The 26438-nt window shown below is 45.9% G+C and carries 22 protein-coding genes; 7 read left to right on the top strand and 15 right to left on the bottom strand.

Features of this window, described 5'->3' with window-relative positions; translation table 11 throughout:
- The first annotated feature begins 19 nt into the window (after nucleotides 1–19).
- On the top strand, nucleotides 20–3157 hold the full coding sequence (locus tag ACXAH1_RS12845) for a TonB-dependent receptor (RefSeq protein ID WP_475197206.1): 3138 nt from the start codon (nucleotides 20–22) through the stop codon (nucleotides 3155–3157).
- Between the two features lie 114 nt (nucleotides 3158–3271).
- On the opposite strand, the gene ACXAH1_RS12840 is transcribed toward ACXAH1_RS12845, so the two are convergent.
- Nucleotides 3272–3697 carry a MarR family winged helix-turn-helix transcriptional regulator gene (locus tag ACXAH1_RS12840; RefSeq protein WP_475197205.1) on the bottom strand — a complete coding sequence of 142 codons (426 nt, stop codon included), beginning with the start codon at nucleotides 3695–3697 and terminating at the stop codon, nucleotides 3272–3274.
- Nucleotides 3698–3824: 127 nt separating this feature from the next.
- On the opposite strand from ACXAH1_RS12840, the gene hmgA reads away from it, so the two are divergent.
- Together hmgA and maiA are read left to right on the top strand one after the other, a co-directional pair.
- Nucleotides 3825–5120, top strand: coding sequence for a homogentisate 1,2-dioxygenase (gene hmgA, locus ACXAH1_RS12835; RefSeq protein ID WP_475197203.1), 1296 nt, complete (start codon nucleotides 3825–3827; stop codon nucleotides 5118–5120).
- Nucleotides 5121–5249: 129 nt separating this feature from the next.
- Nucleotides 5250–5879, top strand: a complete 630-nt coding sequence (gene maiA, locus ACXAH1_RS12830; RefSeq protein ID WP_475197202.1) for a maleylacetoacetate isomerase — start codon at nucleotides 5250–5252, stop codon at nucleotides 5877–5879.
- Between the two features lie 46 nt (nucleotides 5880–5925).
- Here the strand turns inward: maiA and ACXAH1_RS12825 are convergent, their stop codons facing one another.
- Nucleotides 5926–6156 carry a TIGR02647 family protein gene (locus tag ACXAH1_RS12825; protein WP_054016710.1) on the bottom strand — a complete coding sequence of 77 codons (231 nt, stop codon included), beginning with the start codon at nucleotides 6154–6156 and terminating at the stop codon, nucleotides 5926–5928.
- A gap of 152 nt (nucleotides 6157–6308) precedes the next feature.
- Between ACXAH1_RS12825 and ACXAH1_RS12820 the strand changes: the two genes are divergently transcribed.
- A complete protein-coding gene (locus ACXAH1_RS12820) occupies nucleotides 6309–6593 on the top strand; it encodes a DUF1496 domain-containing protein (protein ID WP_475197201.1) in 285 nt (94 codons plus the stop codon).
- 27 nt (nucleotides 6594–6620) lie between these two features.
- Nucleotides 6621–6869, top strand: coding sequence for a VF530 family protein (locus ACXAH1_RS12815; RefSeq protein ID WP_253049884.1), 249 nt, complete (start codon nucleotides 6621–6623; stop codon nucleotides 6867–6869).
- Here ACXAH1_RS12815 and ACXAH1_RS12810 read toward each other — a convergent pair.
- From ACXAH1_RS12810 to ACXAH1_RS12800, 3 genes are all read right to left on the bottom strand, one after another.
- Complete coding sequence (locus ACXAH1_RS12810) at nucleotides 6866–7564, bottom strand: substrate-binding periplasmic protein (RefSeq protein WP_475197200.1); 699 nt, start codon at nucleotides 7562–7564, stop codon at nucleotides 6866–6868. The genes ACXAH1_RS12815 and ACXAH1_RS12810 overlap by 4 nt on opposite strands.
- A 152-nt stretch (nucleotides 7565–7716) precedes the next feature.
- Nucleotides 7717–8829: an arginase family protein gene (locus tag ACXAH1_RS12805; RefSeq protein WP_475197199.1), complete on the bottom strand. Its 1113-nt coding sequence runs from the start codon at nucleotides 8827–8829 to the stop codon at nucleotides 7717–7719.
- Nucleotides 8830–9112: 283 nt separating this feature from the next.
- Nucleotides 9113–9892 (bottom strand): DUF2189 domain-containing protein, encoded by a 780-nt coding sequence (locus ACXAH1_RS12800; protein WP_054016715.1) that lies wholly within the window; start codon nucleotides 9890–9892, stop codon nucleotides 9113–9115.
- 319 nt (nucleotides 9893–10211) lie between these two features.
- Here ACXAH1_RS12800 and udp point away from each other — a divergent pair, with 319 nt between their 5' ends.
- On the top strand, nucleotides 10212–10976 hold the full coding sequence (udp, locus tag ACXAH1_RS12795) for a uridine phosphorylase (RefSeq protein WP_253049878.1): 765 nt from the start codon (nucleotides 10212–10214) through the stop codon (nucleotides 10974–10976).
- 8 nt (nucleotides 10977–10984) lie between these two features.
- On the opposite strand, the gene cdd is transcribed toward udp, so the two are convergent.
- The 3 genes from cdd to ppc all read right to left on the bottom strand — a co-directional run bounded on the left by cdd (nucleotide 10985) and on the right by ppc (nucleotide 15114).
- A complete protein-coding gene (gene cdd, locus ACXAH1_RS12790) occupies nucleotides 10985–11848 on the bottom strand; it encodes a cytidine deaminase (protein WP_253049876.1) in 864 nt (287 codons plus the stop codon).
- An 81-nt stretch (nucleotides 11849–11929) separates the two neighbouring features.
- Entirely contained in the window at nucleotides 11930–12298 is a 369-nt protein-coding gene (locus ACXAH1_RS12785; RefSeq protein ID WP_138551973.1) for a hypothetical protein, read from the bottom strand.
- Between the two features lie 182 nt (nucleotides 12299–12480).
- On the bottom strand, nucleotides 12481–15114 hold the full coding sequence (gene ppc, locus ACXAH1_RS12780) for a phosphoenolpyruvate carboxylase (RefSeq protein WP_475197197.1): 2634 nt from the start codon (nucleotides 15112–15114) through the stop codon (nucleotides 12481–12483).
- Nucleotides 15115–15745: 631 nt separating this feature from the next.
- Between ppc and ACXAH1_RS12775 the strand changes: the two genes are divergently transcribed.
- Nucleotides 15746–16477 (top strand): tetratricopeptide repeat protein, encoded by a 732-nt coding sequence (locus ACXAH1_RS12775; protein ID WP_253049872.1) that lies wholly within the window; start codon nucleotides 15746–15748, stop codon nucleotides 16475–16477.
- A 78-nt stretch (nucleotides 16478–16555) separates the two neighbouring features.
- Here the strand turns inward: ACXAH1_RS12775 and ACXAH1_RS12770 are convergent, their stop codons facing one another.
- The 7 genes from ACXAH1_RS12770 to ACXAH1_RS12740 all read right to left on the bottom strand — a co-directional run bounded on the left by ACXAH1_RS12770 (nucleotide 16556) and on the right by ACXAH1_RS12740 (nucleotide 26422).
- Nucleotides 16556–18007 (bottom strand): SLC13 family permease, encoded by a 1452-nt coding sequence (locus ACXAH1_RS12770; RefSeq protein WP_475197196.1) that lies wholly within the window; start codon nucleotides 18005–18007, stop codon nucleotides 16556–16558.
- Nucleotides 18008–18085: 78 nt separating this feature from the next.
- Nucleotides 18086–19957, bottom strand: coding sequence for a M28 family metallopeptidase (locus ACXAH1_RS12765; RefSeq protein WP_475197194.1), 1872 nt, complete (start codon nucleotides 19955–19957; stop codon nucleotides 18086–18088).
- Between the two features lie 70 nt (nucleotides 19958–20027).
- Nucleotides 20028–22217, bottom strand: coding sequence for a M4 family metallopeptidase (locus ACXAH1_RS12760; protein WP_475197193.1), 2190 nt, complete (start codon nucleotides 22215–22217; stop codon nucleotides 20028–20030).
- Between the two features lie 353 nt (nucleotides 22218–22570).
- Nucleotides 22571–23074 carry a hypothetical protein gene (locus tag ACXAH1_RS12755; protein ID WP_475197192.1) on the bottom strand — a complete coding sequence of 168 codons (504 nt, stop codon included), beginning with the start codon at nucleotides 23072–23074 and terminating at the stop codon, nucleotides 22571–22573.
- Between the two features lie 186 nt (nucleotides 23075–23260).
- The gene (locus ACXAH1_RS12750) at nucleotides 23261–25252 is read right to left on the bottom strand and encodes a TonB-dependent receptor plug domain-containing protein (RefSeq protein ID WP_475197191.1); all 1992 of its coding nucleotides are present in this window, start codon (nucleotides 25250–25252) and stop codon (nucleotides 23261–23263) included.
- A gap of 280 nt (nucleotides 25253–25532) precedes the next feature.
- Nucleotides 25533–25793 (bottom strand): CBU_0592 family membrane protein, encoded by a 261-nt coding sequence (locus tag ACXAH1_RS12745; protein WP_054016744.1) that lies wholly within the window; start codon nucleotides 25791–25793, stop codon nucleotides 25533–25535.
- Nucleotides 25794–26017: 224 nt separating this feature from the next.
- Nucleotides 26018–26422, bottom strand: coding sequence for a DUF1761 domain-containing protein (locus ACXAH1_RS12740; RefSeq protein WP_253049862.1), 405 nt, complete (start codon nucleotides 26420–26422; stop codon nucleotides 26018–26020).
- Nucleotides 26423–26438: the final 16 nt, after the last annotated feature.

Raw genomic sequence — 26438 nt, 5'->3', positions numbered from 1 at the left:
TAACACGGGAAACAACATAATGAAAACGCAACTACGCAAAACGGCTCTCTCACTTGCAATCGCTGCATGTGTCGGTGCAAGTGGCGCTGCTTATGCGAATGACACTGCTTCTGCGGTAAAAGGTCAAATCACCGGTCCAAATGGAAACCCGGCAGTTGGCACCAAAATCACCATTATTCACACGCCTTCTGGCTCTGTGAAAACAACAACAGTTGGTGAAAACGGTTCATTCTCAGCGAAAGGCCTGCGCGTTGGTGGTCCTTACCAGATTATCGTTGACTCTGATAGTTTCGAAGACACTATGGTAGAAGATGTATACCTGAGTCTGGGTAAAACTTACCCTGTTACGGTTCAGCTACAGTCTAAAAGCCAAATGGAGCAAATCGTTGTAACTGGTCGTCCAATTACCATGAACTCTGGTGGTACAGGTCCGGCAACTAACTTCTCTTTAGCTGATTTGCAAGAAAAGCCAGCAATCAACCGCGACCTGAAAGACATTGTACGTACAGACCCTCGTATTTTTGTTGACGAGTCTAACTCAGGCGCTATCCAGTGTGCTGGTGGTAACCCAAGATTCAACAGCCTGACCGTAGATGGCGTTCGTATGAACGACAACTTTGGTCTGAACAGCAACGGTTACCCAACTGAACGCATGCCTTTCTCTTTCGATACTATTGCACAAGTAGCAGTTGAGTTAGCACCGTTTGACGTACAGTACGGCGGCTTTACTTCGTGTAACATCAATGCCGTAACCAAGTCTGGTACCAACGAAATCCATGGCGGCGTTTTCTTTGACTACACCAGCGATTCACTTTCTGGTGATAAAATCGAAGGTGCTAAGCAAGATCTGGGCGACTATGATGAGAAGCGTTATGGCTTCAACGTCGGTATGCCATTGATTGAAGATACGCTTTTCCTTTTCACCAGCTACGAAAAGCTGGAAGGCTCTCAGGTTTTTGAATATACACCATTTGCCAATGGGAAAATCACGTTAGACGAAATCAACGAAATCATCGGTATCTCTAAATCTTTGTATGAATATGATCCGGGTTCAATGATCCCAAGCATGCCTGTAGAAGATGAGAAAATCCTGATTAAGCTGGATTGGAACATCAACGAAATGCACCGTGCTTCGTTCGTATACAACTACAACGACGGTTTCTCTCTGAGCCAGTCTGACTCAAGCTCAGACCGTATGTCTCTGTCAAACCACTTCTACGAGCGTGGCGCAGAACTAAATTCTTACGTTGCAACTGTATACTCTGACTGGACCGACGATTTCTCAACTGAAGTACGTGTTGGCTACTCTAAGCTTGATAACCGTCAGAACTCTCTGGACGCTGCATCTGGCTTCGGTGAAATGCAAATCTATACTGACGACGTAACTGTTTACATTGGTCCGGACGACTCTCGTCAGGCTAACAAGCTAAAGTATGACAACCTGTCTCTTAAACTGGCTGGTACATACTACCTTGACGCACATGAGATTAGCTTCGGCTACGAAATGGAAGAGCTGGATGTCTTCAACATGTTCGTACAGCACAACGAAGGTGAGCATCGTTTCTTCGGTGGTATTGAAGATTTCCGTAATGGTGTAGCTCGCGTTTACTATGGTAACGCAAGTAGCCATAACCCAATCGATGCTGCAGGTGAGTTCAAGTACGCGCTTAACACCCTATATGTACAAGATAAATTTGATCTGGAAGATTACGAAATCTCAATCACAGCAGGTCTTCGTTATGACTGGTACACCAGTAGCGATGTTCCTACTCTGAATAAGAACTTCTACAACCCAGATTACGTAGCAGGTGGAACAGAGCCAGCAGGACGTTTCCAAGGTCTTCACTCTAACCAGCAAAACCTTGACGGCGTATCACTACTGCAACCACGTTTAGGCTTCAACTGGGTCTACAACGACCAGCTTGAGCTGCGTGGTGGTATTGGCTTGTACTCAGGTGGTAACCCGAACGTTTGGATCTCAAACAGCTACTCTAACGATGGTATCCGTAACATCCAGATCAACCAAAAGAACATGCAGTTACTTGGTCCGGATGCGGTTACATTCGTAGATAATGGCAAAGCAGGTTATGCTATCCCTAAAGACCTGTATGATGCTGTAGGCAGTGGTACTGCTGATGCAAGCACCAACGTAACAGATGCTGATTTTGAAATCCCATCAGAGTGGAAATACTCACTAGGTGCAACGTATGTTACAGAAGAAGACTACGTTTTCACCGTTGATTACCTATACACTCACAAGCAAAACTCGGCTATCGTCAGAAACTTAGCCTTAGTTCGCGCTGGTACTGCACCAGATGGTCGTCCAATCTACTCAGACGATCTGCACCCAAGAAATTCAGATTTCTTACTTACTAATGTAAAAGGTGAAGACGCATATTCACACATCCTGTCGTTCGGTATGAACAAGTCATTTGACAACGGCATCGATCTGGCAATGTCATATGCTTACACTGTCTCTAAAGACGTGCACCCAATGACAAGCTCAGTGGCGTTCTCGAACTACCACTTCTTTGCAACGGCAAACCCAGAGGCACCTAACCTGTCGACTTCTAACTATGAAGTTCCACACCGTGCAACTCTGTCACTGTCATACAAGCATGAGTTCATCGACGGCTACGAGACTAAGTTCAACCTATTTGGTCAGGCAAGCGTAACTAACCCTTACTCTTACACGTTCGACAACACTGGTATGTTTGGATTCGCTGATACTGAACGTGACCTATTGTACGTACCAAACATTGAAGACAATGCTGTTCAATACGGTGCTGACTTCGATAAAGCGGCATTTGATGCTTGGGTTGAGCGTGAAGGTCTTGCTCGCGGTCAAGTCCTTGACCGTAACTCTCAAGACGGTGAATGGTGGGTTACTTTTGACCTGAAAGTTGAGCAGGAATTTGCAGGCTTTGCAGATGGTCATAAAGGTTCTGCGTTCTTCACAATCAAGAACCTGGGTAACTTGTTGAACGACGACTGGGGCGTAATGGAAACAGGTAGTGAGATGCAAAATGCAGTTACTGCACGTATTACAGAGGCTGGTCGCTACGAGTTCGTTAAATTTAATGACCCAAGCGGTACTGATTTTGAAGTTCGTCCTTCACTTTGGGAAATCCGTGTAGGTGTTAAATACGATTTCTAATATCTATAACACGTAATTAGATAATCTCTAAAGGTCAACTTCGGTTGACCTTTTTTTGTTATGATTAATCAGACGATAAGGTTGAGCTACTTAATCTGGCTACTTGCTACATTATCAAAGAAAATGCCCTTCTAGCTTTTTCATTGTCACCAATAAAGCTTGTTTTTCATCCGGGTTTAACTCGCTTAAGAGTTTACTTTCCCAAACCAGCGCTTCAGGTGTCAGCGTTTCATACAATACCGTGCCCTGCTCTGTTAACGTCATTTCGGTGGCGCGTTTATCCGTCTCACTTTGCTGGGCAACCAGCATACCCTGTTGCTGCAACTGCTTAATGGCTCTCGACACCGTTGATTTGTCCATACTTGCCAGGTCGCACAACTGCTTTGCTGTTGCCCCCGGATGCTGAGCCAGATGCACCAACACCCTCCACTGGGGTATAGTCAGCCCGGCTTGTTCATACACTTCAGAAAATGCTTCACTCATAGCATTGGCCAGCCTAACCATGCGGTACGGCAGAAATTCATTGATATCAAACGCCATTATCAAGCTCCAGGTACATCTGGCGAATTTTCGTATACATAGGTTTACACATTAAAAACTGCCAAGGATTGAAAATACTCTCACATGAGAGTATCTTTACAAAAAACATCAACGGAGTCTATGCAAAATGAGTGCAGAATTCGAGTATATGAGCGGTTTTGGTAATGAATTTGAAACCGAAGCCCTACCCGGCGCCCTGCCTGTGGGTCAGTTTTCACCGCAAAAAGTAAAATACGACCTTTACGCAGAGCAATACAACACGACAGCTTTCACAGCCCCCCGTGCTGAAAATCGCAGAAACTGGTTCTACCGTATTCGCCCGTCAGTTGTTCAGGGTGATTATCAGGCCATGGATAACGGTCTGCTGCGCACAGCCCCAATCACTGAAGTACCGACTCCACCAACCATGTTGCGCTGGAATCCGGTCGAAGTACCGACCGAGAAAACTGACTTTGTCGATGGCTTAATCACTATGGCTGCGAACGGCAGTGCCAACGGTCAGGCTGGCATCGGTATCCATGTATACGTTGCCAACGCTTCTATGGAAGGCCGTTATTTCTATAACGCCGATGGCGAATTACTTTTTGTTCCTCAGCTGGGTGAACTGGTACTACACACAGAATGTGGCAAGCTGGCAATTAAGCCTGGCGAAATTGCAGTGATCCCACGCGGTATTAAGTTCCGTGTAGAGCTACTAAGCGAACAGGTCAGGGGTTATATCTGCGAAAACTATGGTAATCCTTACATCTTGCCTGAACGTGGCCCTGTTGGTGCAAATGGCTATACCAATGAGCGCGACTTCCTTTACCCGGTAGCAGCGTTCGAAGATCTGGAAGGTGATTTTGAACTCGTTGCTAAATTCAATGGTAACCTGTTCCGTTGTGATATCGGACATTCGCCACTTGATGTTGTCGCCTGGACAGGTAACAGTGCTCCATATAAGTATGATCTTGCCCGCTTCAATGTCATGAATACAGTGAGTTTTGACCACCCAGATCCGTCAATTTTTACTGTTCTGACGTCACCATCGGGCACACCAGGTGTTGCAAACGTCGACTTTGTGATCTTCCCACCTCGCTGGATGGTGGCAGAAAATACCTTCCGTCCTCCATACTACCACCGCAACATCATGAGTGAGTTTATGGGTCTGATTGAAGGCGTATACGATGCCAAAGAGCATGGTTTTGTTCCCGGTGGTATGAGCTTGCACAACTGCATGTCTCCCCATGGCCCTGAAGCTGATGTTTTTGAAAAAGCATCGAATGCAGAGCTTGAGCCACAGCGTTATGAAAACACACTGGCCTTCATGTTTGAGTCACGCTATGTGATTTCACCGACTAAATACGCATTAGAAGGGAAAGAACGCCAACCGAATTACCTTGATTGTTGGAAAGGTATCAAGAAATATTACCAAGGTGCCTAATCACCCTTTGTGTATAAAATTGAGTACGCTGAGCGGAATCCCCCTGCTCAGCGTTTCTTATTTGAGCCAAATACTCTTCTGGTTTCCTTATTAGGACCAGAGTAATCGTCGTGAATTAAAGGATCAAACATGAAACTGTATACTTATTTTCGTTCTTCCGCTGCCTATCGTGTTCGTATCGCATTAAATCTGAAGCAATTGGATCATGAACTTGTTCCAGTGAACTTGCTGAAATCAGAGCAACAAGGCGCTGATTACCTGAGCAAAAATGCACAAGGTTTGTTACCTGCACTTGAAACTGAACAAGGTATGCTGGCACAGTCTTTGGCCATACTTGAATGGCTTGAGGACGCTTTTGATGCGGCGCCATTATTACCTGATGACGCCTGGCAAAAAGCTCAGGTGCGTAACTTTTGCTATGCTATTGCTTGCGATATTCACCCAATTGATAACCTGAGAGTGTTAAAGTATCTGAGCAATGAGTTATCGGTTTCAGATGAACAAAAAAATACCTGGTATCAGCACTGGGTAATTGAAGGCTTTAAAAAGCTGGAGGTTATGCTAGGCGATGACGCATTTTGCTTTGGTGATACGCCGACACTGGCTGACGTTTGTTTAGTACCACAGGTTTACAATGCGCTGCGCTTCAACGTTGATATGAGTGATTTCCCGAAAATTGCCCGTATCTACGAACACTGTAATACGCTCTCTGCATTCATACAGGCTGCACCAGAAAATCAACCTGACGCACCTCAGTAACTCAGCGAACAGGAGCGCTAGCATATCGCGCTCCTTTTCGCACACCCTACTTAAGGGCGCTGTGTACCTGATCCAAATGCGTTAACAAATCATGTCCCAGGTCGGTCAGGTAACCTCCGTCGGGCTGATCGATAACCCCTTTCGCATACAAGCGTTCGGCAGCAGCCAGAATACCTTGATCTGCATTTTTGTGTATTTTTATCCCCTGGTGCAAACTACTACGTGGAAACTTCACCAGTAGTTCCAGCTCAGCCATTAGTTTTTCATCAAATGCCATAATCCCTCCTGAGACCTAATTATAGGCCCAACTTCTGCATATATTATCTTGGCCTGACAGCAACAAGTTGCTTGCCGGCACGTTACCAATAGCTAAGGTATATAGTACATTAGCTTACCAACTTAAATTTAGCTTGAACTGGGAGTTATGCCATGAAAAATCGGTCAGTTTTCTTTTTATTTACATTTTCTTTGATTCCACTCAAAGGGCTTGCCGTTGGTGACGAGACAAACCTGTATTTAGAACAACTACAGCCTGTGTGTTGGTATCAGGATCTCAGATATACACAGGGCGCAATCATCAAACAGGTTGATCAACTCTATGTCTGCAGCCACCGCTATACAAACCAACCACAAAGTCCGCTAATGTGGCTCAAACTTGATGAGAACGGAGAACCCATCAGAGTAGAAATGAAAGGTAAAATCAGGGTACACTAGGCGCTTTGAAACAACGAATAATGCAGTATGAGCGAATCACAACCCAATAACCCATTACATGGCGTCAAGCTTCAGGATATTGTTGAACGGCTGGTTGAACAACTCGGCTGGGAAGCAATGTCTGAAGCAGTAAATATCAATTGCTTCAAAAAGGACCCGTCGGTGAAATCGAGCCTGAAGTTTCTCCGTAAGACGCCATGGGCAAGAGAGAAAGTAGAGGCGCTCTATATAGATACTTTTCATGGCTTTAGTTGGCCGGAGATTAAGAAGCCCTAGTACAAGCGATCATAGGCAGCCTTAATGCGTTTAATAACACTTTGGGGTACTTTCTTATTGCAGGCGAAATAGAGTCCGGTATTCATCTGATTGAGCGTCATTACACGTTCAAGTTCACTGCTCATAGGCTCGCTCTTGCTCTTGTGTTCAAACTGAGCGTCACTCAAAATCACTAAATCGACAATATCTCGACGTGTAGCAAGTAACTGAAATATCTTATCAAATGATTGAATTAGCAATAGCTGCTGACCTTCTGAAAAGCCGTGGCTCTTGAGGTATTGATGACTGAAGTTATCTCGGATGACAGCTATTTTATACTGTCTAGCTTGCTCCAAGTCTTCGATACGAATGTTTGCCGTCTTTAGGGCGTAAAATGAGGTTGTAAATCCGCCAATGGGGAACACCCATGAAAATAACGCGTCCCTGTGCTTGCTTTTGGCAATAGAGAAAATACAAGTGTTTGGGTCCCGCTTTGCACTATTATAAGAGATGCTCCAGTTGTCCACTGAGAGTTGATAATCAACATTTGCCTCATTTAACACTTTAACAACTTTATCCGCAGCATGACCAACTAACTCACCCTCTCCATTTATATACTGAAAATGCGCGAAGTTTTCAGTAACCAGAGTCAGTGTATAAGCGTGTGTTCCAATACTCCCTAGTATTAACCACGGGTAAATTAGCCAGCGTACCAAGTATCGCTCCTTTGGTTTTTTTAACCTACAAATTTTAATATAGGAAAATATTCGGATACTGTGAATAGAGTTAGCGGTTAAATTTTAATTTGAATGGTTAGCGCTGATGATGGCAAGATGAAAGAAGGCCAAAGCCCTCTTTCACTGTTTAATTAGCTTTTATTGATGGCATCAATCAGAAAAGCGGACAATTTTGCCCCTTCACGAAGCGTGGTTTCTGAACTCGACGAGCCAGCAAGAGAGCTATCTGTAAATGGTGCTATCTCCATCATATCAGCACCCGTGATCGGAAACTCTTTACTTAGGGCCGTCAGAATGATCATTGCCTCATCGGGTGTCATGCCGCCAGATTCAGGCGTACCGGTTGCCGCAGCAAACTCTTCGTCAAGCGCATCAATATCAAAGCTGACATACAGCTCATCGACTTTATCTTCTTTAAGCTGCTTGATCACCTGCTCTACGATTGCACTTGCGCCTTGCTCACGGATCTCATGGGCCCAATGTTGCTTGACGCCAAATGTAGACTCCCAGTGCGCTTTACTCTTACCACTTGAACGGATCCCAAACTGAATAAGGTGGTGCGGTGCAGGAAGAAATTCCAGAATATGTGTACACCAGGAACCAAAGCACAGGTCAATACCTAATCGCTCAACCAGCAAATCAGTATGAGCGTCAAAGTGAATGATAGCCGTGCGCTTACCCTGCTCTCGTTTAGCCTTAAGATACGCCTTGGTAAGCGGGTAACTGATGGAATGATCACCACCGATACCGAAAATCCCTTTTTCAGGATAATGTGCATAGAAGCCATCGCACACATCTTCAGTGATAGAAAGCGGAGACACATGGTACTCACTGTTTTCGTCCTGATATAAGGCTTTCTGACAGTTACTAATGGTCCCCTCATTAAGGTATTTATCATGTAACAAGTGAGGTATAACCCGTACATCACCCAAATCAAACGCGCTAACTTGAGGTTGCTGTGCCAGCAGTGTGGAACGAAGAAATAAGGGTCCCCAGTTGGCGCCTCTTAAGATACCACCGCCACAATCTGAGCTGATCCCCAAAATAGCAGCCTTGAACTCACTATCAGACAATGTATTCAGTGACGCTTTCCAAAGGGGCTCAATGTTTTCTGTCTGTCCATACAGTTTCTCGCGTAACGCCGCTTTTCTTTCTTTCGCTGTGTTGACAGTAAACACCCCGTCGCCTGGCGGACATAAACAGTTTTCTATTTTCTGATGAAATTTTATCTTGCTATCACTCATTGAGACCTCCTCAGTCAACTGCATAAACATGCCACACCGTTACTCAAAGAATAATTGTCAAATTAACAGAGTCTGTATGCTCGGTTAGTGAAAGGCGTCAAGAACCTTTCACAAAAGAACCAGGCCATCCTTTATTTTTCAATTAGTTACGGATATCAAGTGGACTTTAAAACGATTATATAAATTGTACTGGAGTCGGTATAACATGGCTGAGAGATAAGTCAACCGCTCTGACATCGTTGATAGCAGCCAGAGCGGTTGAATATGCAGGCTAAGTGTTTGCTTATTCGTATTTTCTTGGTTTTTTGGTTTTGATTGTCGCAATGTATCCGTGCCAACTTGCATAGGCCAGCAGCGGCATAATGACGATAAAGCCAGCCGTACCAGTCAGGAAGCCCACTATCACCAATACACCTATAGTTGCGCCCCACACTATCATCGCCGCGGCATTAGACCTCACAGCATGAATGGATGACACTACCGCCGTCATTATATCTACACGTCGTTCCATCATTATTTGCGGTGTAAACGCCGAAATCGCAAACACCGTCACCACGAGAATACCACCTACCAGAGTCCCCAGTCCCAGAAAGGCCGAAAGCTGCTCAAAGTTGGGGTTTGGCACATTTGGGTATAATGCGTGGATCAATGCAGCAAGACGCATCCAGACGATCATAATGACCATAAGTAGAATCGCAAAGCCCCATTCTCCGGCCGGGTTTCTGAACATACTTTTAAGGCTATGACTCAGAGTTGGCTTATGGCCTTTTTCAAGCTCCCAGGCGACATCATACAGCCCGGCGGCAAATGCAGGACCTATCAACGCAAATGCAACAGCCGCAGGCAAAATCACAAGGTGTGTTTCTACTTCAAACGCAAGCCACATAATAGCGGCAGGAATTGTTGTAAAAACCAGTCCGTAAATTAAACTGAGCAAAGGTGCTCGGGCAATGTCTTTAAAGGCAAGTGCGAGCCAATGAAACGCCACAAATGGGCTTAGCTTGTTGCTTTCAAAACAGCGGGCAAACTCGTTGTGCTTGTCTATCGATTGTGTTGCAGGCATAGTAGGTATTCCCCATTTGCTTTCTCCTTATTAAGGTTTAGAAGACAGTCGACAATGTTGCAAGCATTCGGTTAATTTCAATTAGCGCTTTGTTTACAGGTTGGCACAGGAATGCAGATGCCCTATGTCAAAGCAGGATAAACAACTCTTTGTTTCATCTAAGGTTAAACGTGAAATATATGTATAACCCCGGGCTCATAGGGTGATGTCACTAAACGACACAATTGTAACGCTCAAAGGCCAGGATAAGGACATTCGTCCTGTACTTAATTGCAGGTAAAATTGACCATTGGGCTTTAGAACTACACAAGGTTTATTTATGGAAAAGGTATTTCACCTGGGTCTTTCGAAAGCAGATCTAAACGGTGCAACACTGGCTATCGTTCCTGGCGACCCAAAACGTTCAGAGCGGATCGCGGAACAACTGGACAATCCCAAATGTTTGGCTCAGACACGCGAATTTCACGTATATCTTGGCGATATTAACGGCCAATCTATTGTGATTTGCTCGACTGGTATCGGTGGACCATCAACGTCAATTGCGGTTGAAGAACTCGCCCAACTTGGCATCAATACCTTTTTACGCATAGGTACCACTGGCGCTATTCAGCCGCATATCAATGAAGGTGATATTCTGGTTAGCACCGCCTCTGTACGCCTTGATGGTGCCAGTCAACATTTTGCACCACTTGCCTACCCTGCAGTGTCTGATTTCCACAGCACGTCAGCCATGGTTGAAGCCTGTGAACAGCTGGGTGTGACCTATCATACTGGTATCACTGCTTCGAGTGATACATTCTATCCGGGTCAGGAACGCTATGATACCTTCTCCGGATACGTTCCAAAGGCGTTCCAGGGCTCGTGTGAAGAGTGGCAAAAGCTCAATGTAATGAACTATGAAATGGAGTCAGCGACGCTCTTTACCATGTGTGCCGCTTTGGGACTAAAAGCAGCCTGTGTAGCCGGCGTACTGGTAAATCGTACACGCCAGGAGATCCCAAATGTTGACCATAAACTGGTAGAGAAAAACGCGGTTGCTGTTGTTATCAAAGCAGCCGAAATCGTACTAGAAAAAACAAAGTAGGCATCTGCCTACTTTATTTCGATTACATGATACTGCAGTTCTAGCGCGTCGTTAAAACTGCTTATCACGGCCTCTGTTACTGCCCTTTGGTTTTCTCTTCCTTTGGTTTCTACCAAAGTGGCTCGCTCCAGCTTTGCCTCTGCCAGTATTTCACCACTCATTGCCAACTGACTAAGTGCACTCTGCATTGGCGATAAACTTGGACTGTACGCTGCATTTTCTATATAACGCCCATAAAATCGCTTACCGTTCGTCGTCACCAACTCAGCCGCTGCCACATTTTTTGTATAAGGCGCATAGACTTGACTTAAATGTCTGATTAACTCACCGGACAGACCATCATGGTTCTGTATATCGATTGATGTACTGCCAAACAGCGCTTCCTGATTACCCAGATCCGTAGGGCCAAAATCACCGGGAAGCAATTGTGACAACGTCGTTTCTCCTGTTGGTAAGGTGATTTTAAGCTGTTTTGCATTTTTCAGCTCATTCATAAACTGGCGACAATACCCGCATGGCGCAGCCGTAATGTCTATTCGAGTGATTTCCTTAGCACCATTTAGCCAGGCATTATTAATCGCGGCCTGTTCAGCGTGAACAACCAAAGAGAGCGCTTGGTGTGAAAACTCAAGGTTGGCCCCCAAGAAATAGCACTCAGTGTATTTGTCATAAGCAACGGCGCCAACAAGAAAAGATGAAATAGGCGCCTGAGCAAAGCTCGCAGCGTAAGGTAACAGGGCTTGCCCTAATTGCGTGTTATCGCATCCGAGAAGGGACTTGATGTGGTTTTGAATATCGGGAGTTAGTACTCCATTGGCGGATTTGCACACTTCCAGTACGGAAGGATTTAACTTGTTGTCAGTGTCTACCATATATCATTATTATTCGCTCAGACTAATGCCTGAGCAGCGCTTATTTGCGCTTGTTTCATGGCAGACCAGTTTACGCTCGAATTAGCTTTTACTCAACCATTCCTTCGCACTTTTGAAGCACTCAAAATTTTCTGCATTAATACCAAAACGCTGCACTTTCTGTAAGAACAAATCGTGCATAAATCCCTCAATACCGACCACTCTGGCGATTTTCATGTTTTTAACATGATGCGCCACCTTAGGCATGACGTTGACAACATCGATTGCAGCGAACCTGTGCTCAAGCTCAGAAACATCCACCAATAGTTTACTGCTTTGGTGCTTTGAGGCATAACTATTTGCCGCTTTGTAAGCATTAACAACATCATCCACCCCAGCTTTGCCTCTCAGGGTCATCATGATTAAGGTTGTCGTTTCATCATAGGTAATACTGGTTGAAAGCGTTGACATTGCAGCCTCTGACTATTGCTTAAACTAGCGTTAAGTACGTTTACAAGGTAGCAGGGCATTCTAGTTAAATACGAATTGATGTCAACAAAACAACCATAAAAAACTAGATAAAATTAAAAAACCAACCCTATAGGATTGGTTTTTGTTATTGCAGAATGTAATCATTATTGCATCAATAAAAATTAACCCGTATTTCTTATCCCTGCTGCAATGCCCATCATAGTGATCATCAGTGCGCTGTCCAGTTCTGGGTTAGCCTTATCTCTGGTACGTTTAAGTAACTCCACCTGTAATACATTAAGCGGATCCGTGTAGGGGTTACGAAGCGCTATGGACTCACGGATCCAGGGCTGCGCTGATAGTAACGAGCCCTTGGGCGCATACTTTTCGATAAACTGCGTGGCTTCTTTCAATTCACTGCGAAGTAACTTACCTAAAGGCTGAAGCGGTGCGGGCACTAGTCGGGCATCATAATATTCGCTTAACCATAAGTCGGTTTTACAAAATACCATTTCCAGCATCTCCAATCGCGTTCTGAAAAACGGCCATTGCTCACTCATCTCACCCAGTAGTGACTCTCCATGCTCCTTCACTACACTTTGTATCCCAGCCAGGGCACCAAGCCAAGCAGGCAGCATAAGACGATTTTGACTCCAGGCGAATATCCAGGGGATGGCGCGCAGGCTCTCTATGCCCCCCTGCGGTTTACGTTTTGCAGGGCGCGAGCCCAAGGGCAACTTTGCCAGCTCTATTTCGGGTGTTGCGGCTCTGAAATAAGACACAAAATCTGCATTACCACGGACAAAGTCGCGATACTGGTTGCAAGACTGTTCACTCAGCAGCGCCATCGCATCGCGCCAATCCGACTTGGGCTGCGGAGGTGGATACAAATTGTTCTCAATAATGGCGCTGGCATAGAGTGACAGACTTTGGATTGCGACCGGAGTAAGACCAAACTTAAAGCGGATCATTTCACCTTGCTCTGTCACTCTCAAACCATGACTCAGTGATCCCGGCGGCTGAGAACGTAACGCCTGCGCAGCAGGTGCGCCGCCACGCCCTATTGTGCCACCCCGACCGTGAAACAAATGCATCTCAACCTGGTATTTCTCTCCCACATCAATAAGCTGCTCCATAGCCAGATACTGTGCCCAGCCCGCCGCCATCATGCCAGCATCTTTAGCAGAGTCAGAATAGCCGATCATTACGTACTGCTGCTGTCCTACATGCCCTTTGTACCAGCTCGAGTCGAACAGTTGCTGCATCACTTCCTGTGCATGATTGAGGTCATCCAGAGTCTCGAAAAGTGGTGCCACAGGCAGTTTGAACGGGCAGCCACTTTCTTGAAGCAATAATTCCACAGCCAACACATCTGACGCTTCTCTGGCCATCGAAATAATGTAAATACCCAGCGCTGCTCTATCCTGCTTAGCTATCACCGCGAAGGTGTCCAGCACTTCCTGAACCTCCTCACTGGGCTGCCAGTGTTTAGGCAACAAGGGACGTCGAGAAGAAAGCTCTGAAAGCAGAAAGGCCTGCTTGTCCTGCTCCGACCATTGTGCATAATCTCCTATCCCCAGATAACGCGTCACCTCAGACAATACGTCACAATGCCTTCCTGAATCCTGACGAATATCCAGTTTACATAGCTGAACCCCAAAGCACCTGAGCCTGTGCATCACGTCCAGCAACATACCATTTGCGACCACTTCCATACCGCACTCTGTCAAAGAACGATAACAAACTGCGAGCGGCGCCATAAGCTGCTCCGTCGAACGGATTTTGTCCTGATGTGAGCTGGGCAGCGATTTAATCTTATGTTCCAGCGCCAATATTGTTTCGTTCACATCAGCTTTCAACTGCTTCAGTAACGCCCGATATGGCTCTGCATGGTCTGCCGTCAGTTTTCTTAACTCCTCATTTGCAGGTGCCATTGATAATTCTGAACTCAGTACATCCAGATCTAGGTAGTACAAGTCCAACGCCATCCAACGGCCGTGGTCGAGGACACTTTGAGTGACTTCTGCGGTGACGTTGGGGTTGCCATCTCTGTCTCCTCCCATCCACGAAGCCAAGCTTACAGGGGCATAATCCTCAGGCAAACTCATACCGAGTTGCCCTTCGGCCAGGTGAGTTAAGGTCCGCGTAAACTTGGGTACGGCGTCCCATAAGCTGTTCTCAATGACCGCAAAACCCCATTTTGCTTCTTCAAGCGGGGTCGGACGTTTGTTTCTGATTTCATTAGTGTGCCAGGCCTGGCAGATCAGTTGTTCAATTCGAGAAATCACTTCATTACGACATAAGCTGCTATCCTGACAGTCAGCCAGCTCTGATAAACACTCACTGAGCTCAACGTGCTTACTGATCAAAGTACGGCGTGTCACTTCGGTCGGGTGTGCAGTTAAAACCAATTCAATAGACAAGTTCTCTATAACACTGGTCACGGTCTGAAGATCGGTATCTCCTTTGGCTACTTTCGCAGTCACCTCAGACAAGGTTGTTTGCAATGTATCAAAAGGCCCTTGAGGACAACCGGCGTCTGAAATCGTATGCTGCTGTTCGGCAACATTGGCAAGATTCAGGAAGTGACTAAACGCGCGACATACGGGTAATAGTTCTTCATCAGGCAAAGATTGCAGTGTCTCTATCAGCGTCTCTCTAGCCTGCACATCACCGCTGCGAGATGACTTTGCCAGGTGTCGGATCAATTCAACTTTTTCAAGTACCTCAGCCCCCTGTGAGTGAGCGATAGTGGTACCCAGTAACTCACCAAGAAGACTGACATTTCGTTTCAATTCTGTATATTGCTGTTGCATAACATGCTCCCTGAACAAATTTCATTCATCTCAATATACTGACTATAAAACGAAAAAGAAAAGATACTTTGATGACACCCAGACGCGAAAAGTTATAAAAAGCACCTATTGCAATTAGTTATCATTTGCAATTGACTTATTGAAAAAGATTAGTGATAATCATTCTCAATGAACCTCGAGACACCTTTACTCTCCGTTCAGGGCTTCATTAAACGTTGATCTGCCAATGCCTTTTTCACAGGAAGCATTGGTAAACGTACTCATTTACTTGCTACATTGCTCATATCAGTGACGGTTGATATGTATCAGAAAAGCCCGAAAGGGCTTTTTTTATTATGCCTCAATCGCTTATACTAGCTCCTTTGTACCACCACTCGCTAAAACAGTTTCAGCTCCAGACTGCTATACTCAGCATTTGCTGCCAGGCGATTTGCTAAATCGTTATTATGAAATGTAGCGGTTGTAGTCAGGTTGCACAAAGCTATCGAACCGATTGTGAGGCATTGTTCAATGTTGGGATGTCCATAGCGGCAAATAGTGTCTGATTTAGTTAGGTCAGCAGGCTATCTATTTGCGCTAATTTGGTATTATGTTTGGTGACTTAAAACATAGGTTATTAAGGAGAACGCACATGTGGCATAAACTTACTTACGCACTGGCCCTTACGGGTTTGCTTGCGGCCGCCCCAGCTGCGAAGGCAGGGCTGGAGGAAGGCATAGCGGCGGCAAATGCCGGGCAATTTGATGTTGCACTCAAAGAGTTCAGATACCTGGCTGATATGGGGTTTGCGCCTGGCATATACGAGTTAGCTAAAATGTATGAAGGCGGATACGGGGTGCCCAGAAACCCACGAAAAGCCGCTGAACTTATGCAACAAGCTGTAAAACTTGGCAGTGCCGATGCCATGTTTTCACTGGCTGTAATGTACGACCAGGGCCAGGGCGTTAAACTTGATAAACAAAAAGCGGTTGATCTGTTTAATGCCGCGGCCAGAAAGAATATGCCCGCGGCACAGTTTAATCTTGGCGTCATGCATGCCAATGGGGATGGTGTCACACAGGACTACAACGAGGCAAAATTCTGGTATGAACGGGCTGCCGCGAACAACTATACCCTGGCGATGTTTAATCTTGCCCTGCTTTACTATCAGGGCCTTGGTGGCGAGAAAAACATACAACGTTCATACATTTGGAACACACTGGCAGAATATAACGGTTACCGCCCGGCGGCGACAAGTCGCAGACTTGATGAAAAGAGCATGTCTCGCTCACAACGAGAAGATGCCCAGGAAATCGCCGACAGTATTTATCATAAAATTCAGGCTGGAACTTATATCGCAGGGTCGCAGATCACTGAAGATTAATCGCGCGTCATCTAATCAAGCCCAAAAACAAGCCGCCATAGCGGCTTGTCTTTTAAGCTCTCTGTTCTTTGGGATTCCTTAGTAGCCGAATACTCTGCTGCCTACCACCATAGTAAGCGTTGTGATGACCACAATCGCGAACAGGTTCATAACAAATCCAGCCTTGATCATATCGCGAATCTTGATTTCCCCTGAGCCAAACACAATGGCATTAGGCGGAGTTGCCACTGGCATCATAAACGCGCAGCTTGCTGCCATCGCAGCAGGAATCACCCAAATTAGCGGGGTACCAGCAACTTGTTCAGCAACAGGACCAAGCAGAGGTAAAAAGCCTGCCGCCGTCGCCGTATTGCTGGTCAGTTCGGTTAAAAAGGTAATCAGAGCAGCCACCGCCAGCACCCCAAGGATTAGAGGAATGGCACTCGCGCCCGCCAACATATTGGCAATATATTCCGCCAACCCGGAGCCTTTGATTTGAGACGCCAGCGTTAACCCGCCCCCAAATAGCAATAATATTCCCCAGGGAACCTGTTGCGCCGCCTGCCAGTCCATCAGACGCGTGTCGCTGCCGCCTTTTGCCGGTAATACAAATAGCAGTAACGCAGCAGCCATAGCAATACCGGTATCCGTGATATCCAGGCCCGTCAAACTGGCCAGATAAGGTCGGGTGATCCAGCTCACGGCCGCAAAGATAAATACCAATAGCACGTTTTTCTCTGCCAGACTCATACGTCCCAGTTCACCGAGTTGTTTGGTGAATATCTGAGTCAAATCGGTGTCCTTGTTGCTATTTTGAACTTTGAATGCAAAACGGGTCAACCACAACCAGCAAAGCAAGATCATTCCAAATGTGAAAGGTACCGCCATAACCATCCACTGCGCGAAGCCAATCTTAATCTGATAGTTTTCCCACAGGTAAGCAACCATCAATGCATTGGGTGCCGTGCCTATTATAGTACCCACGCCACCCAGACTCGCGCTATAGGCAATGGCCAGTAACAGTGCAATACCATAATTATTGTCCTGAGACTGATTATCCTTTAAAACATGTATAACAGACAGTGCAATGGGCAACATCATAAGTGTAGTGGCTGTGTTATTGATCCACATAGATAAAAAGCCACTCACCAACATCATCGCCAGAATTTGCATTTTGGGGTTATTACCGCTTCGCAACATAGTATGCAGTGCGATTCGTTTATGTAACTGCCACCTTTCCATGGCAATCGAAATCAAAAATCCACCCAGAAACAAGAATATAAGGGGGTGTGCATACAAACCAGAAGCAGACTTAATGTCATTAATACCCGCCAACGGCACTACGATCAGCGGTACCAGAGAAGTAGCAGGAATTGGTACCACTTCACTCACCCACCATATTCCCAGCCAAACAGCCAGTCCGGCTGTACGCCATGCTTCGACACTCATCCCCTCAGGCGGGGCTGTAAAACAGGTCAGCAACATAAAAGCGGGACCGAGCAGCAGACACAGCCGATCGGTCCAGAGTTTTGATTTTTTTAAATTATCCATTCTTTATATTTTTTACCTGGATTTAACACTCGGTGTCTATTATGCCAGTAAAATAAGTACAGAGTATGGAAAATCGCTTTATTGTGCCGATATCGACAACGTCATGCCGCTGGCACTTTGATAACCCCTAACCCCAATGTACCAGGTACCTGTATTTGGCGTATTAAACGTACAGGTTTCTGAATTGCCGTTTTTGTAGGGTCGACAATCATAACTATTGTCACCCACCTGCGAGCCAAATTTGACATACAAATCGCCATCCCCCACCCCGCCGGACAAGGTCACAGTCAGAGATTGATATCCACTGCCCAATTGCTGCGTATAGTTGATCCACTGGCCTTGCCCAACGGACAAATTACGCTCTGTACGATTAATAGGTGTCGGCGTACTGCCCCCTTGCTGATATTCACCAACAAGCGTGACATTTTGTATTTCGTTCCAGGCTTCCACCATCACATAATAGGTGCCTTCGTTAGCCGAACTCATGCTGCAAGTTTCATTGCTGCTGGAGGTTGTGCTCTTGCAGTCAAAGCTTTGCAGTGTCGGCTTTGAACCATATTTCACGTAGAGGTCGGCGTCGCCGGAACCACCTGAAGTTTTAAACACCAGGTTACTGCTGCCAGCTGGCACCTCAAGTGAAAAGTCGTGCTGAGACTTAGCGGCGCCACTGATCCCCGTTTTTGGCACACCATTTTGTAGTTTACCTGGATCCGGAGGGGGTAAATCACCAGCATTCTTACCCATTTCAGCCAAATAGGCCACGGCCAGTTTGGCAAACTTGCTCGCATGGGTGGCGTCAAAAGCCGTATCATTGATTGTGTGTATCTTGCGGTTTAGCTCTGACATACGTGACTCAAATGGCATTGACGCTGCAAACCCTTGCGCAAACCAGGAGGCATGATCTGAACATCCATATCCACACTGATCGTAGCCGTAGCTTAAGGTTGGTAAATAAGCGTCAAGCAGCTGCGCCAAAAACTGATTCTGGCCGCTGTTGGTATAGTCCGTCATCATGACAATGTCCTGGCTGCTACCATTATTTCCGGTCATATCAAACTGCACCATGCCAACCACATTTTTTCCCTGAGACTTATAGTCCTGTGCAATCGCTTTGGAGCCCCTTAAGCCTACTTCTTCCGCGGCAAAGCCCATGATTTGAATAGTCCTTTGGGGCTTATAGCCAGAAGCGACAAGCGCTTTAAGTGCTTCAGTTAACACTGCAATACCAGATGCATTATCGTCGGCGCCCGGTGCTCGACCTGCCGAAGGGCTGGACTGATTGATTGAGTCCAGGTGACCACCAATAATCACAATTTCGTTTGCATTTTCAGCACCACTAATCGTTGCCACAACAGATGACTGTGACCAGCTGTGCGTATAATAATCAACACTAATATCGCTGCGTGACTGCGCAATCGTCTGCCAGTTCTGCTTTATCCATTGCGCAGCGTCGACGCCCGTTTGCTGGGTGTAATAGCGATTGTGAAACGAGGTCAGATTGGTGACTGTGCTGTCCAAACTCGACGTGCTCACCTCAGCTATCATGGCATTTACCATCGCCGGATTATCAATCGTGTAGGCCTGCAATGGCTGGCTATTGAGCGCGCCTTGCAGGTCGGCAAGATACTGCTGGGCTTCATATTTGGAAGCATGTGCGACAAATCCGCCACAACGGTGATAGTTTTCATGCATAAAATGACTCAGCTCGCCGTGCTCAATATCATTGATCTGAGCGATACTAATACCAGGTACGGTACTGGCTTCTGCTTCGATGTGCCTGCCTGTCAGCAGGTTTTGTAATTGATAATGCTGGCCTGCCATTGTGTCTATGGTTATCCAGGGGTTCTCTGCGTCAGACGGCATATTTGCAAACGCAGCGCCCTGAGATAAGAGTGTAAAGTTCGCAGCCAAAACCAGGCTCAGGATACGAACGGATCGTTGAGTTGTCATCGCAACACCTCTTTGTGAAATAGATTAATGAACATTAAAAAAGGGAGCAATATGCTCCCCTCTTCTGCGACTAGTTAGCTTTAATATTCACCGTGACATCACTCGCAGCTGAGTAGCCACGCAAATCAATGTGCCAGGTGCCAGCTTGAGGGTTGTCAAAGGTACAGCTTTCGGTGTTGCCATTGCGGTACGGCCGACAATCATAGGTAGACAAGGTCGATTCACTGCCGTATCTCACATATAAATCTGCATCACCACTGCCCCCGTTGATCGTGACAGTAAGGTTAGAGTAGCCAGCGGCCAGTTCTTGAGTGAATCTCGTCCACTGTCCTGAACCTACGTTGACATTCGTCTCGGTACGGTCAATCGGCGGCGTACCAGACCCGCCACTAGTGTAGGAGCCTGTGAGTGAAACACCCGAGATTGCATTCCAGGCTTCGACCATCACGTAATAAGTACCAGCCTGAACCGCACTGATATTACAGGTTTCGTTGCTGCTTGATGACGTGCTCTTACAATCGAATGTTTGCAATGAAGGCCGACTACCGAATTTAACGTACAGATCTGCATCGCCTGAACCACCAGTGGTAACAAAGGAAAGATTGGTGGCATCAGCAGGCACTTCCAGACGGAAGAAGCTTTGAGCTTTAGATGCGCCACTGATCCCGGTACGGGCAACCCCATTGGTCAATAGCTCATCCTGTGGTGGCTCAGTTGTACCGCAAGAGCTGCCAGGGCTCAGCTGTGAAGTGACACCCACAATCGCTAACGCATCTTTGACGTCATCATGGTTGTAGCCAAGATCGCAGGCCGCATCCATTACACCATTACCGGCAGTGTCCCAATCAGTACTCGCAGTCCAGTAGAGCTGATTTGCTTTTGCCATAACAATGAATGCTTTTTTGGTGTCCCAGCCAGCTTTGTTTGCCAGCGTATAAAACGCCTTATTAAACACACCCGAGCTGTGGTGTACGTCCATACTGGAGGTATAGTCTGACTGGTGGCCTATAGAGTTACCGTCTTTAGTCGGATCGTCCATATAGCGCAGCGCACCGGTAGATTTAAAGATCTCCTCTCCAACCATCCAGTCATTGCTGCCTTTCATATAAAACTCAGCGGCTTCACCTGCCATGTCAGAAAAAGCCTCATTCAGGCCACCTGATTTATAGCGATAAACCAGTCCTGAATTTTGCTCGGTGAAACCATGGCTGACTTCGTGCGCAGACACATCCAGACTGACCAAAGGGTAGAAGCGATTCAGTCCATCACCAAATGTCATTGCACTGCCATCCCAGAACGCATTTTCATAGTTATTACCGTAATGAACACGCATTTTAAGCTGGAAGGTTAATGGCGCAGTACCCAGCCAGTCGTTATACATATTGAAAACAACATTGCCAAAGTAATGTGCATCATTCAAAGGAGAATAGGCACCATTAATTTCTTTAACTGTGTTCTCAGGGCAAGTGAAGCTGTGTGCCGTTGAACCACTGCTACCATGATTGAGGTTAATGGTCTTTACGTTGGCGTTGTTCATTGTGCAGGTATTACCTGACTGAGAGACATCGAGATGGCCATAATCTGTGCCGTACTGATAACGACCCGTTTTTTGGTTGCCACCCGGGCCTGTCGCATTGGCATGCTGAATATTATCAAACTCCATCAGCAGCTCACCGCTATTGGCATCAATAATTTTGTATGGGCGTGAAGGCGACTTACCATAAGTCACATAGGTCACTTCATATACCAGCCTGGCGGTTGATTGTTCATCAAGCCAGATCCCTAGACGGTTGGTTTCATTGTACTTAGCCAGTGCCACTTCGTTGTTACTTTGTTGCACCGCAAATTGCTTCTCTAGCTGACTTTTCATCATCTGCATTGACATTTTTGGTGTGACTGAGCTCAGATCAGCTGCAATCTCATACACAGCCGCGCCATGTGCACGTTTAAGTGCACCTGCGCTGTCATAAGTCAGGCTGACCGTATCGCCTATCACTGGCAGGCCTTTGTACATTTGCTGATAGCGTTTGGTCACTGCGCCACTGGCATGGGGATATGATTTCAACTCAACCAGCGTGTTGTCGGCACTCAGGCCAACCAGCTGTTCCGGCTGTGCAGACAAAACCGCCGGCCCGGCAGATTCAAGCATTGAAGAAATGGTATTATGTGTGTTGAGGAAGCGCTTCTGAGCAGCATTTGCTGCGCCCGAAGTCAGCACCAGACCAGCTACGGTTGCTAAAGCTATTTTTGATAGTTTCACTTAATTTGCTCCATGATTACTTGTTGTTTTGTTAAGCGGGTGGCTGTTTTACAACCACACACCAAGCACCCAATTAACGAGTGCGCAACATGAAGACTAGTTAGAAAGCTATAAAAATAAACTTTTATTAACTTTTGGTTGTTTTTATGTTTACAGTCGACGTTCTACAAACATTAGCTTTATTTACATTTGCTTATACATAATTTTCAACCATACAGCGCCCTAACCCAAACGGAACATGTAAGGATAGTGTTACAATTGTTGTAATATTAAATTCTATAATCTTGGTTTCAAATTTGAACAATCACCATTGATACATTATAACAACACAACATTTTCGGTGACAATTGACATTAGTCCTGACTTGGCTCACATAAGCGATTAGCTAAGATTGACTCTGCGATAAGAGACCAGCTAAGTGACGTTTCCTTTAGTGCCGACAAATCCCCCGGGTTAGTTTGCAAACATAATTGCCATTTTTCCTCTTTTGAACGAAGGAGCAAGTCAACCGTTGCCAAAGCAAAATCATCATTGCCTCGCTGCGCTTTGAAATCCAGAGAAAGTACTTGTACCGATTCAGTTTCAGGGATTTGCTCAGCAATGACATCAGCCACTTCCATTCCCCCTTGCGCCTGCGATTCTTTCAGCGCTGAACCAATCTCTTTTGCTATGCCCTCGTCGATTGCGACCCCAACGGCTATACCAACAGGTCCCATAGCGCCAACCAGCATAGGTCCGGCAGCTGCGCCTCTGCCCTTGTAGGTTACCTTTGGCAACTCGCTGATTATGGTAGGCATCTGAGGGGCAGATGAGCAAGCACTCAGAAGTACTAACATCACAAAGATAAGTGGTTTCATTTTTAACTGTAACAAGAGAGAATTGAGTGTCTTTATTATAAGAACGGTCCTGAATGCTGCATAGACCAATAAAGATTTTCTTTTAAAAATTAATATTTAGTGATGGCTGATAGATGCTTTTCTTAAATCCACTCAATCGCCCGGGTATTAAGCTAGATGTGTATGAGTGGAACTGGCGGTGACGGCTTAAAATGAGTGAGCATATTGCAACAACAGCTGCTGACCCCGCTGAGGTACACGCCCATCAAATACTCGAGGGTCGAATGCATTGGTCTTCTCATCAAAGAGATTTTGCGCTTTCAGCCTGAGCTGTTTATTCGATGCAATATGCCAGGTAAGCGTACCTCCAATCAACCAGTGTGCTTTTTGCTCATAATGCTGAAAGTCCGGATCATCAGGAACTAAGACTGGGAAGACTTTAACCTGGGCTCGCCAGATACCATTGAGACCCACCTGAAAGCGGCCAAACTGGTGATTCAGTTGCCACGAACCAAAACGTTTATAGCTGGCGCTAAATGGGTCGTCGAAATGCTGGGTATAGTTAAGCTTGAACCAGCTAGACTCACTGAGTTCAAAAGATGCACTGGCTTCTAGCCCCTGCATCGTCGTAGAGTAAGAGTTACTAAAAGTAAAACGACTTTGCACCGCATCTACTGGTTCAAGGCTGATAAAGTCATCCAGTTGGTTCTCAAACAAGACCAAGTCCACTTGCCAACGTGCATAATCCATATGCCAGACCAGTTCCGTGGTCTCGATGTTTTCAGACTTGAGTTGCGGGTTCCCTCGGGTAATGTCATCGTTTGAGTTCAATTCATTGCTAACCGGTATACGAAAAGACTCTCCATATTGGAGTTTTAATACATGATGCGGATTAACCTGGTAAATGGTAGCGATGCGTGGCGATAGCTTATTGTCTATGTCTATAAACTCATCAAACCGTAAACCAGTGAATACAGTGAGCCGCTCATTCACTTGGTATCTCAGTTGCAGATAGGCAGCATAAGAATCAAAGTCCTGCTTCAGGCTGTCAAATGCAGCAAACTCATTCAAAGGCCGAATGCCACCTAGATAGTAGTCATCCTCCAGAATAATTTGCCCGCTGTCAGGGTCATAATGTGACGTGTAGGTACCGGCCTCAGATTGCTCTTCCAATGAATATTCAAGCCCCCAATGTACCATCAAATCTTTATTATGTTGGTAGGCCAAATCCCAGTTTAGAGTTAGGTCTTCAGACTGCCATTTAGGCCCATTAAAGAAATCCTGTTGCAAGCCTAACTCTTCAGCTGTGGCAATAAGACCTGCACTATCAATATCATGTTGAATAAAGCTCAGTGTCAGGTCACTTTCTAAGGAATCTGACAACGAGGTCTGATGGGTAAGTTTTGCGCCTATATTACGACTTGTATGAAAATTTTCCTGACTGTAACTTGCCAGATTCATAAACTCATCCAACCTTGTTCTGTTCAGATGAAGTGAAGCACTGAACGCTCCCCACTTTCCGCCAAGCTCTAAAAAAACATTTGACTGAGGGTCGCGTGCCTGTTGAATATCATAGGTTTCGCCGGCCGTTTCATAAGCACTTACATTGGCATAAAACGCGTTTTCAGTGCCTTGGCCATCACTGTAACTGAGCGACGCTTGTTTGCTCTGGTGCAAACCAATACCAAACTGGACCTGACGGTCTGACTGACGTGTCACAATATTCATGACACCTAAAAAAGCATTGCTGCCATAAAGTGCCGAGCCGGGGCCGCGAATAAACTCGACTTTTTCAACGACTTCTACAGGTATAAATGGCGCGTACACTGATGCTTTACCAAAGGAGGCATCATTCAGACGTTGGCCGTTTAACATGATCAGGATGTTGCCGTTGTCCAGAAACACGCCCCTGGCGTGCTCTTTCGGCACACTCCCAACCCAGTCACCCCGGGTGGACTGGAAACCCGGGACGAAGTTCATTAATTCATAAACGTTGCGAATGCCGAGCAAGGAAATTTGCTGCCGGGAAAATAACGTGACACTGGAAGGCACTGACTGTGCCGTTTCGGAGGTTTTACTGGCTAGCTCAACGGTTACATCCATCAACTCCTCAAACGTCAGCTCAAATAGAGCTTCCTCGTGAGCACAAAGTGAAAAACTGAGCAAAGCTATACTCAAAGGTAACAGGTTCTTTTTCATACTCATTCGCTCAACGACGCATTCACACATAAACAGTTGCCACGTAACACAAAAATCAAACAGTGACTTTGTATCTCAATTTTAATATTACGCAGACAGGGACAGTTCGCAAGTTTTTTGTGATTTTTTAGAGGGTTATTGAAATAAGGTTAGTAAAAAAGCGCGAGGAAGGATAGTTAAATATGAAATTTTATTGCATACTTAACAAATATTAGAGTAGCTTATTTTCACGGAGGGTAAGAAGCAGCACATATCCAAATGCACTGCCCCTAACCTGACTTTAGGCGACCGCAAGCCTGCGTTTTTTAAAGTACTTGTACAGACCGATTAAAGACGCAGCGATCCAGAATAATTCGATCACAAAACTTGCTAAGTTGAAGTTATAGCAAAGACTGATAAGCAGCAAAATGGCACCACTTAGGTTCATCATGTTGTACTTTATGCCATCGGGACGCACTTTGTCCAACTGCAGCAAAAAGAACGCACCAACCACCAGGAAAGTGCCCGTCATACCAATGATATCAAACAATATATCTATCATGTTTTTGTCCATATAAAATAGGCTCACCCAAACACGCTGGCCCGGATCCATGGGTAGGGTGATTTTCAGTCTTTGAAACAGCACAAACCTTACTATGATAGGGTGCATGCCTTACAGAACACAGGATAAATGTCCGCGTTTTAAGGTAAGCCAATAAGGTGTGTAATTGCTTGGTCATATCCGGTGAAGATGCATCAAGCCGGACATTCAAGTAATGCAGACCGTTAACTCAAAATACCAAGCACAAAACCGATCAGACAAAACTGAGCGGTGTGATACCCCGCGTTAATCAGAAACAGTTTTAGGGGGCGTTGTTCGAACAGGTAACTGGTGCCAAGTGTACTGGCAACAAAGCACACCCCCACCGCTAAACCAAGTAGTACACCATCCAGAATCGCAGGACTCTTACCCAACAGTGCCGCCATTAGGAATGCAGCCAGAATGGACAAAAACATCGCGCCACTGAATATCAGTTTGTGATCCGCATTTTGTATGTCTAACTCCGTCAGCCCTGCCCCTTCTAACCAGGACTTATGAAACAACAGCGGTGAGTACCATATTCCTCCCAACGCAAAAGAGGAGATTGCCGCAATGACTACGGCAACCACATCTACATCAAACACAGTCACAGCACTTACCTCGATT

It is taken from the genome of Pseudoalteromonas sp. AWH4_217 (assembly GCF_056161105.1).
Note: the sequence above shows the minus strand (reverse complement) of the source record. Positions and strands in the feature narration are given on the sequence as shown.

Bases quoted from the DNA above. Each gene is read 5' to 3' on its own strand.
- ACXAH1_RS12770 (WP_475197196.1), bottom strand. From the start codon at position 18,007: ATGGATAATTTAAAAAAATCAAAACTCTGGACCGATCGGCTGTGTCTG.
- udp (WP_253049878.1), top strand. From the start codon at position 10,212: ATGGAAAAGGTATTTCACCTGGGTCTTTCGAAAGCAGATCTAAACGGT.
- ACXAH1_RS12805 (WP_475197199.1), bottom strand. From the start codon at position 8,829: ATGAGTGATAGCAAGATAAAATTTCATCAGAAAATAGAAAACTGTTTA.
- ppc (WP_475197197.1), bottom strand. From the start codon at position 15,114: ATGCAACAGCAATATACAGAATTGAAACGAAATGTCAGTCTTCTTGGT.
- ACXAH1_RS12820 (WP_475197201.1), top strand. From the start codon at position 6,309: ATGAAAAATCGGTCAGTTTTCTTTTTATTTACATTTTCTTTGATTCCA.
- ACXAH1_RS12825 (WP_054016710.1), bottom strand. From the start codon at position 6,156: ATGGCATTTGATGAAAAACTAATGGCTGAGCTGGAACTACTGGTGAAG.
- ACXAH1_RS12815 (WP_253049884.1), top strand. From the start codon at position 6,621: ATGAGCGAATCACAACCCAATAACCCATTACATGGCGTCAAGCTTCAG.
- ACXAH1_RS12750 (WP_475197191.1), bottom strand. From the start codon at position 25,252: ATGAAAAAGAACCTGTTACCTTTGAGTATAGCTTTGCTCAGTTTTTCA.
- ACXAH1_RS12765 (WP_475197194.1), bottom strand. From the start codon at position 19,957: ATGACAACTCAACGATCCGTTCGTATCCTGAGCCTGGTTTTGGCTGCG.
- hmgA (WP_475197203.1), top strand. From the start codon at position 3,825: ATGAGTGCAGAATTCGAGTATATGAGCGGTTTTGGTAATGAATTTGAA.
- ACXAH1_RS12745 (WP_054016744.1), bottom strand. From the start codon at position 25,793: ATGATAGATATATTGTTTGATATCATTGGTATGACGGGCACTTTCCTG.
- ACXAH1_RS12755 (WP_475197192.1), bottom strand. From the start codon at position 23,074: ATGAAACCACTTATCTTTGTGATGTTAGTACTTCTGAGTGCTTGCTCA.
- ACXAH1_RS12840 (WP_475197205.1), bottom strand. From the start codon at position 3,697: ATGGCGTTTGATATCAATGAATTTCTGCCGTACCGCATGGTTAGGCTG.
- cdd (WP_253049876.1), bottom strand. From the start codon at position 11,848: ATGGTAGACACTGACAACAAGTTAAATCCTTCCGTACTGGAAGTGTGC.
- maiA (WP_475197202.1), top strand. From the start codon at position 5,250: ATGAAACTGTATACTTATTTTCGTTCTTCCGCTGCCTATCGTGTTCGT.
- ACXAH1_RS12775 (WP_253049872.1), top strand. From the start codon at position 15,746: ATGTGGCATAAACTTACTTACGCACTGGCCCTTACGGGTTTGCTTGCG.
- ACXAH1_RS12845 (WP_475197206.1), top strand. From the start codon at position 20: ATGAAAACGCAACTACGCAAAACGGCTCTCTCACTTGCAATCGCTGCA.
- ACXAH1_RS12800 (WP_054016715.1), bottom strand. From the start codon at position 9,892: ATGCCTGCAACACAATCGATAGACAAGCACAACGAGTTTGCCCGCTGT.
- ACXAH1_RS12785 (WP_138551973.1), bottom strand. From the start codon at position 12,298: ATGTCAACGCTTTCAACCAGTATTACCTATGATGAAACGACAACCTTA.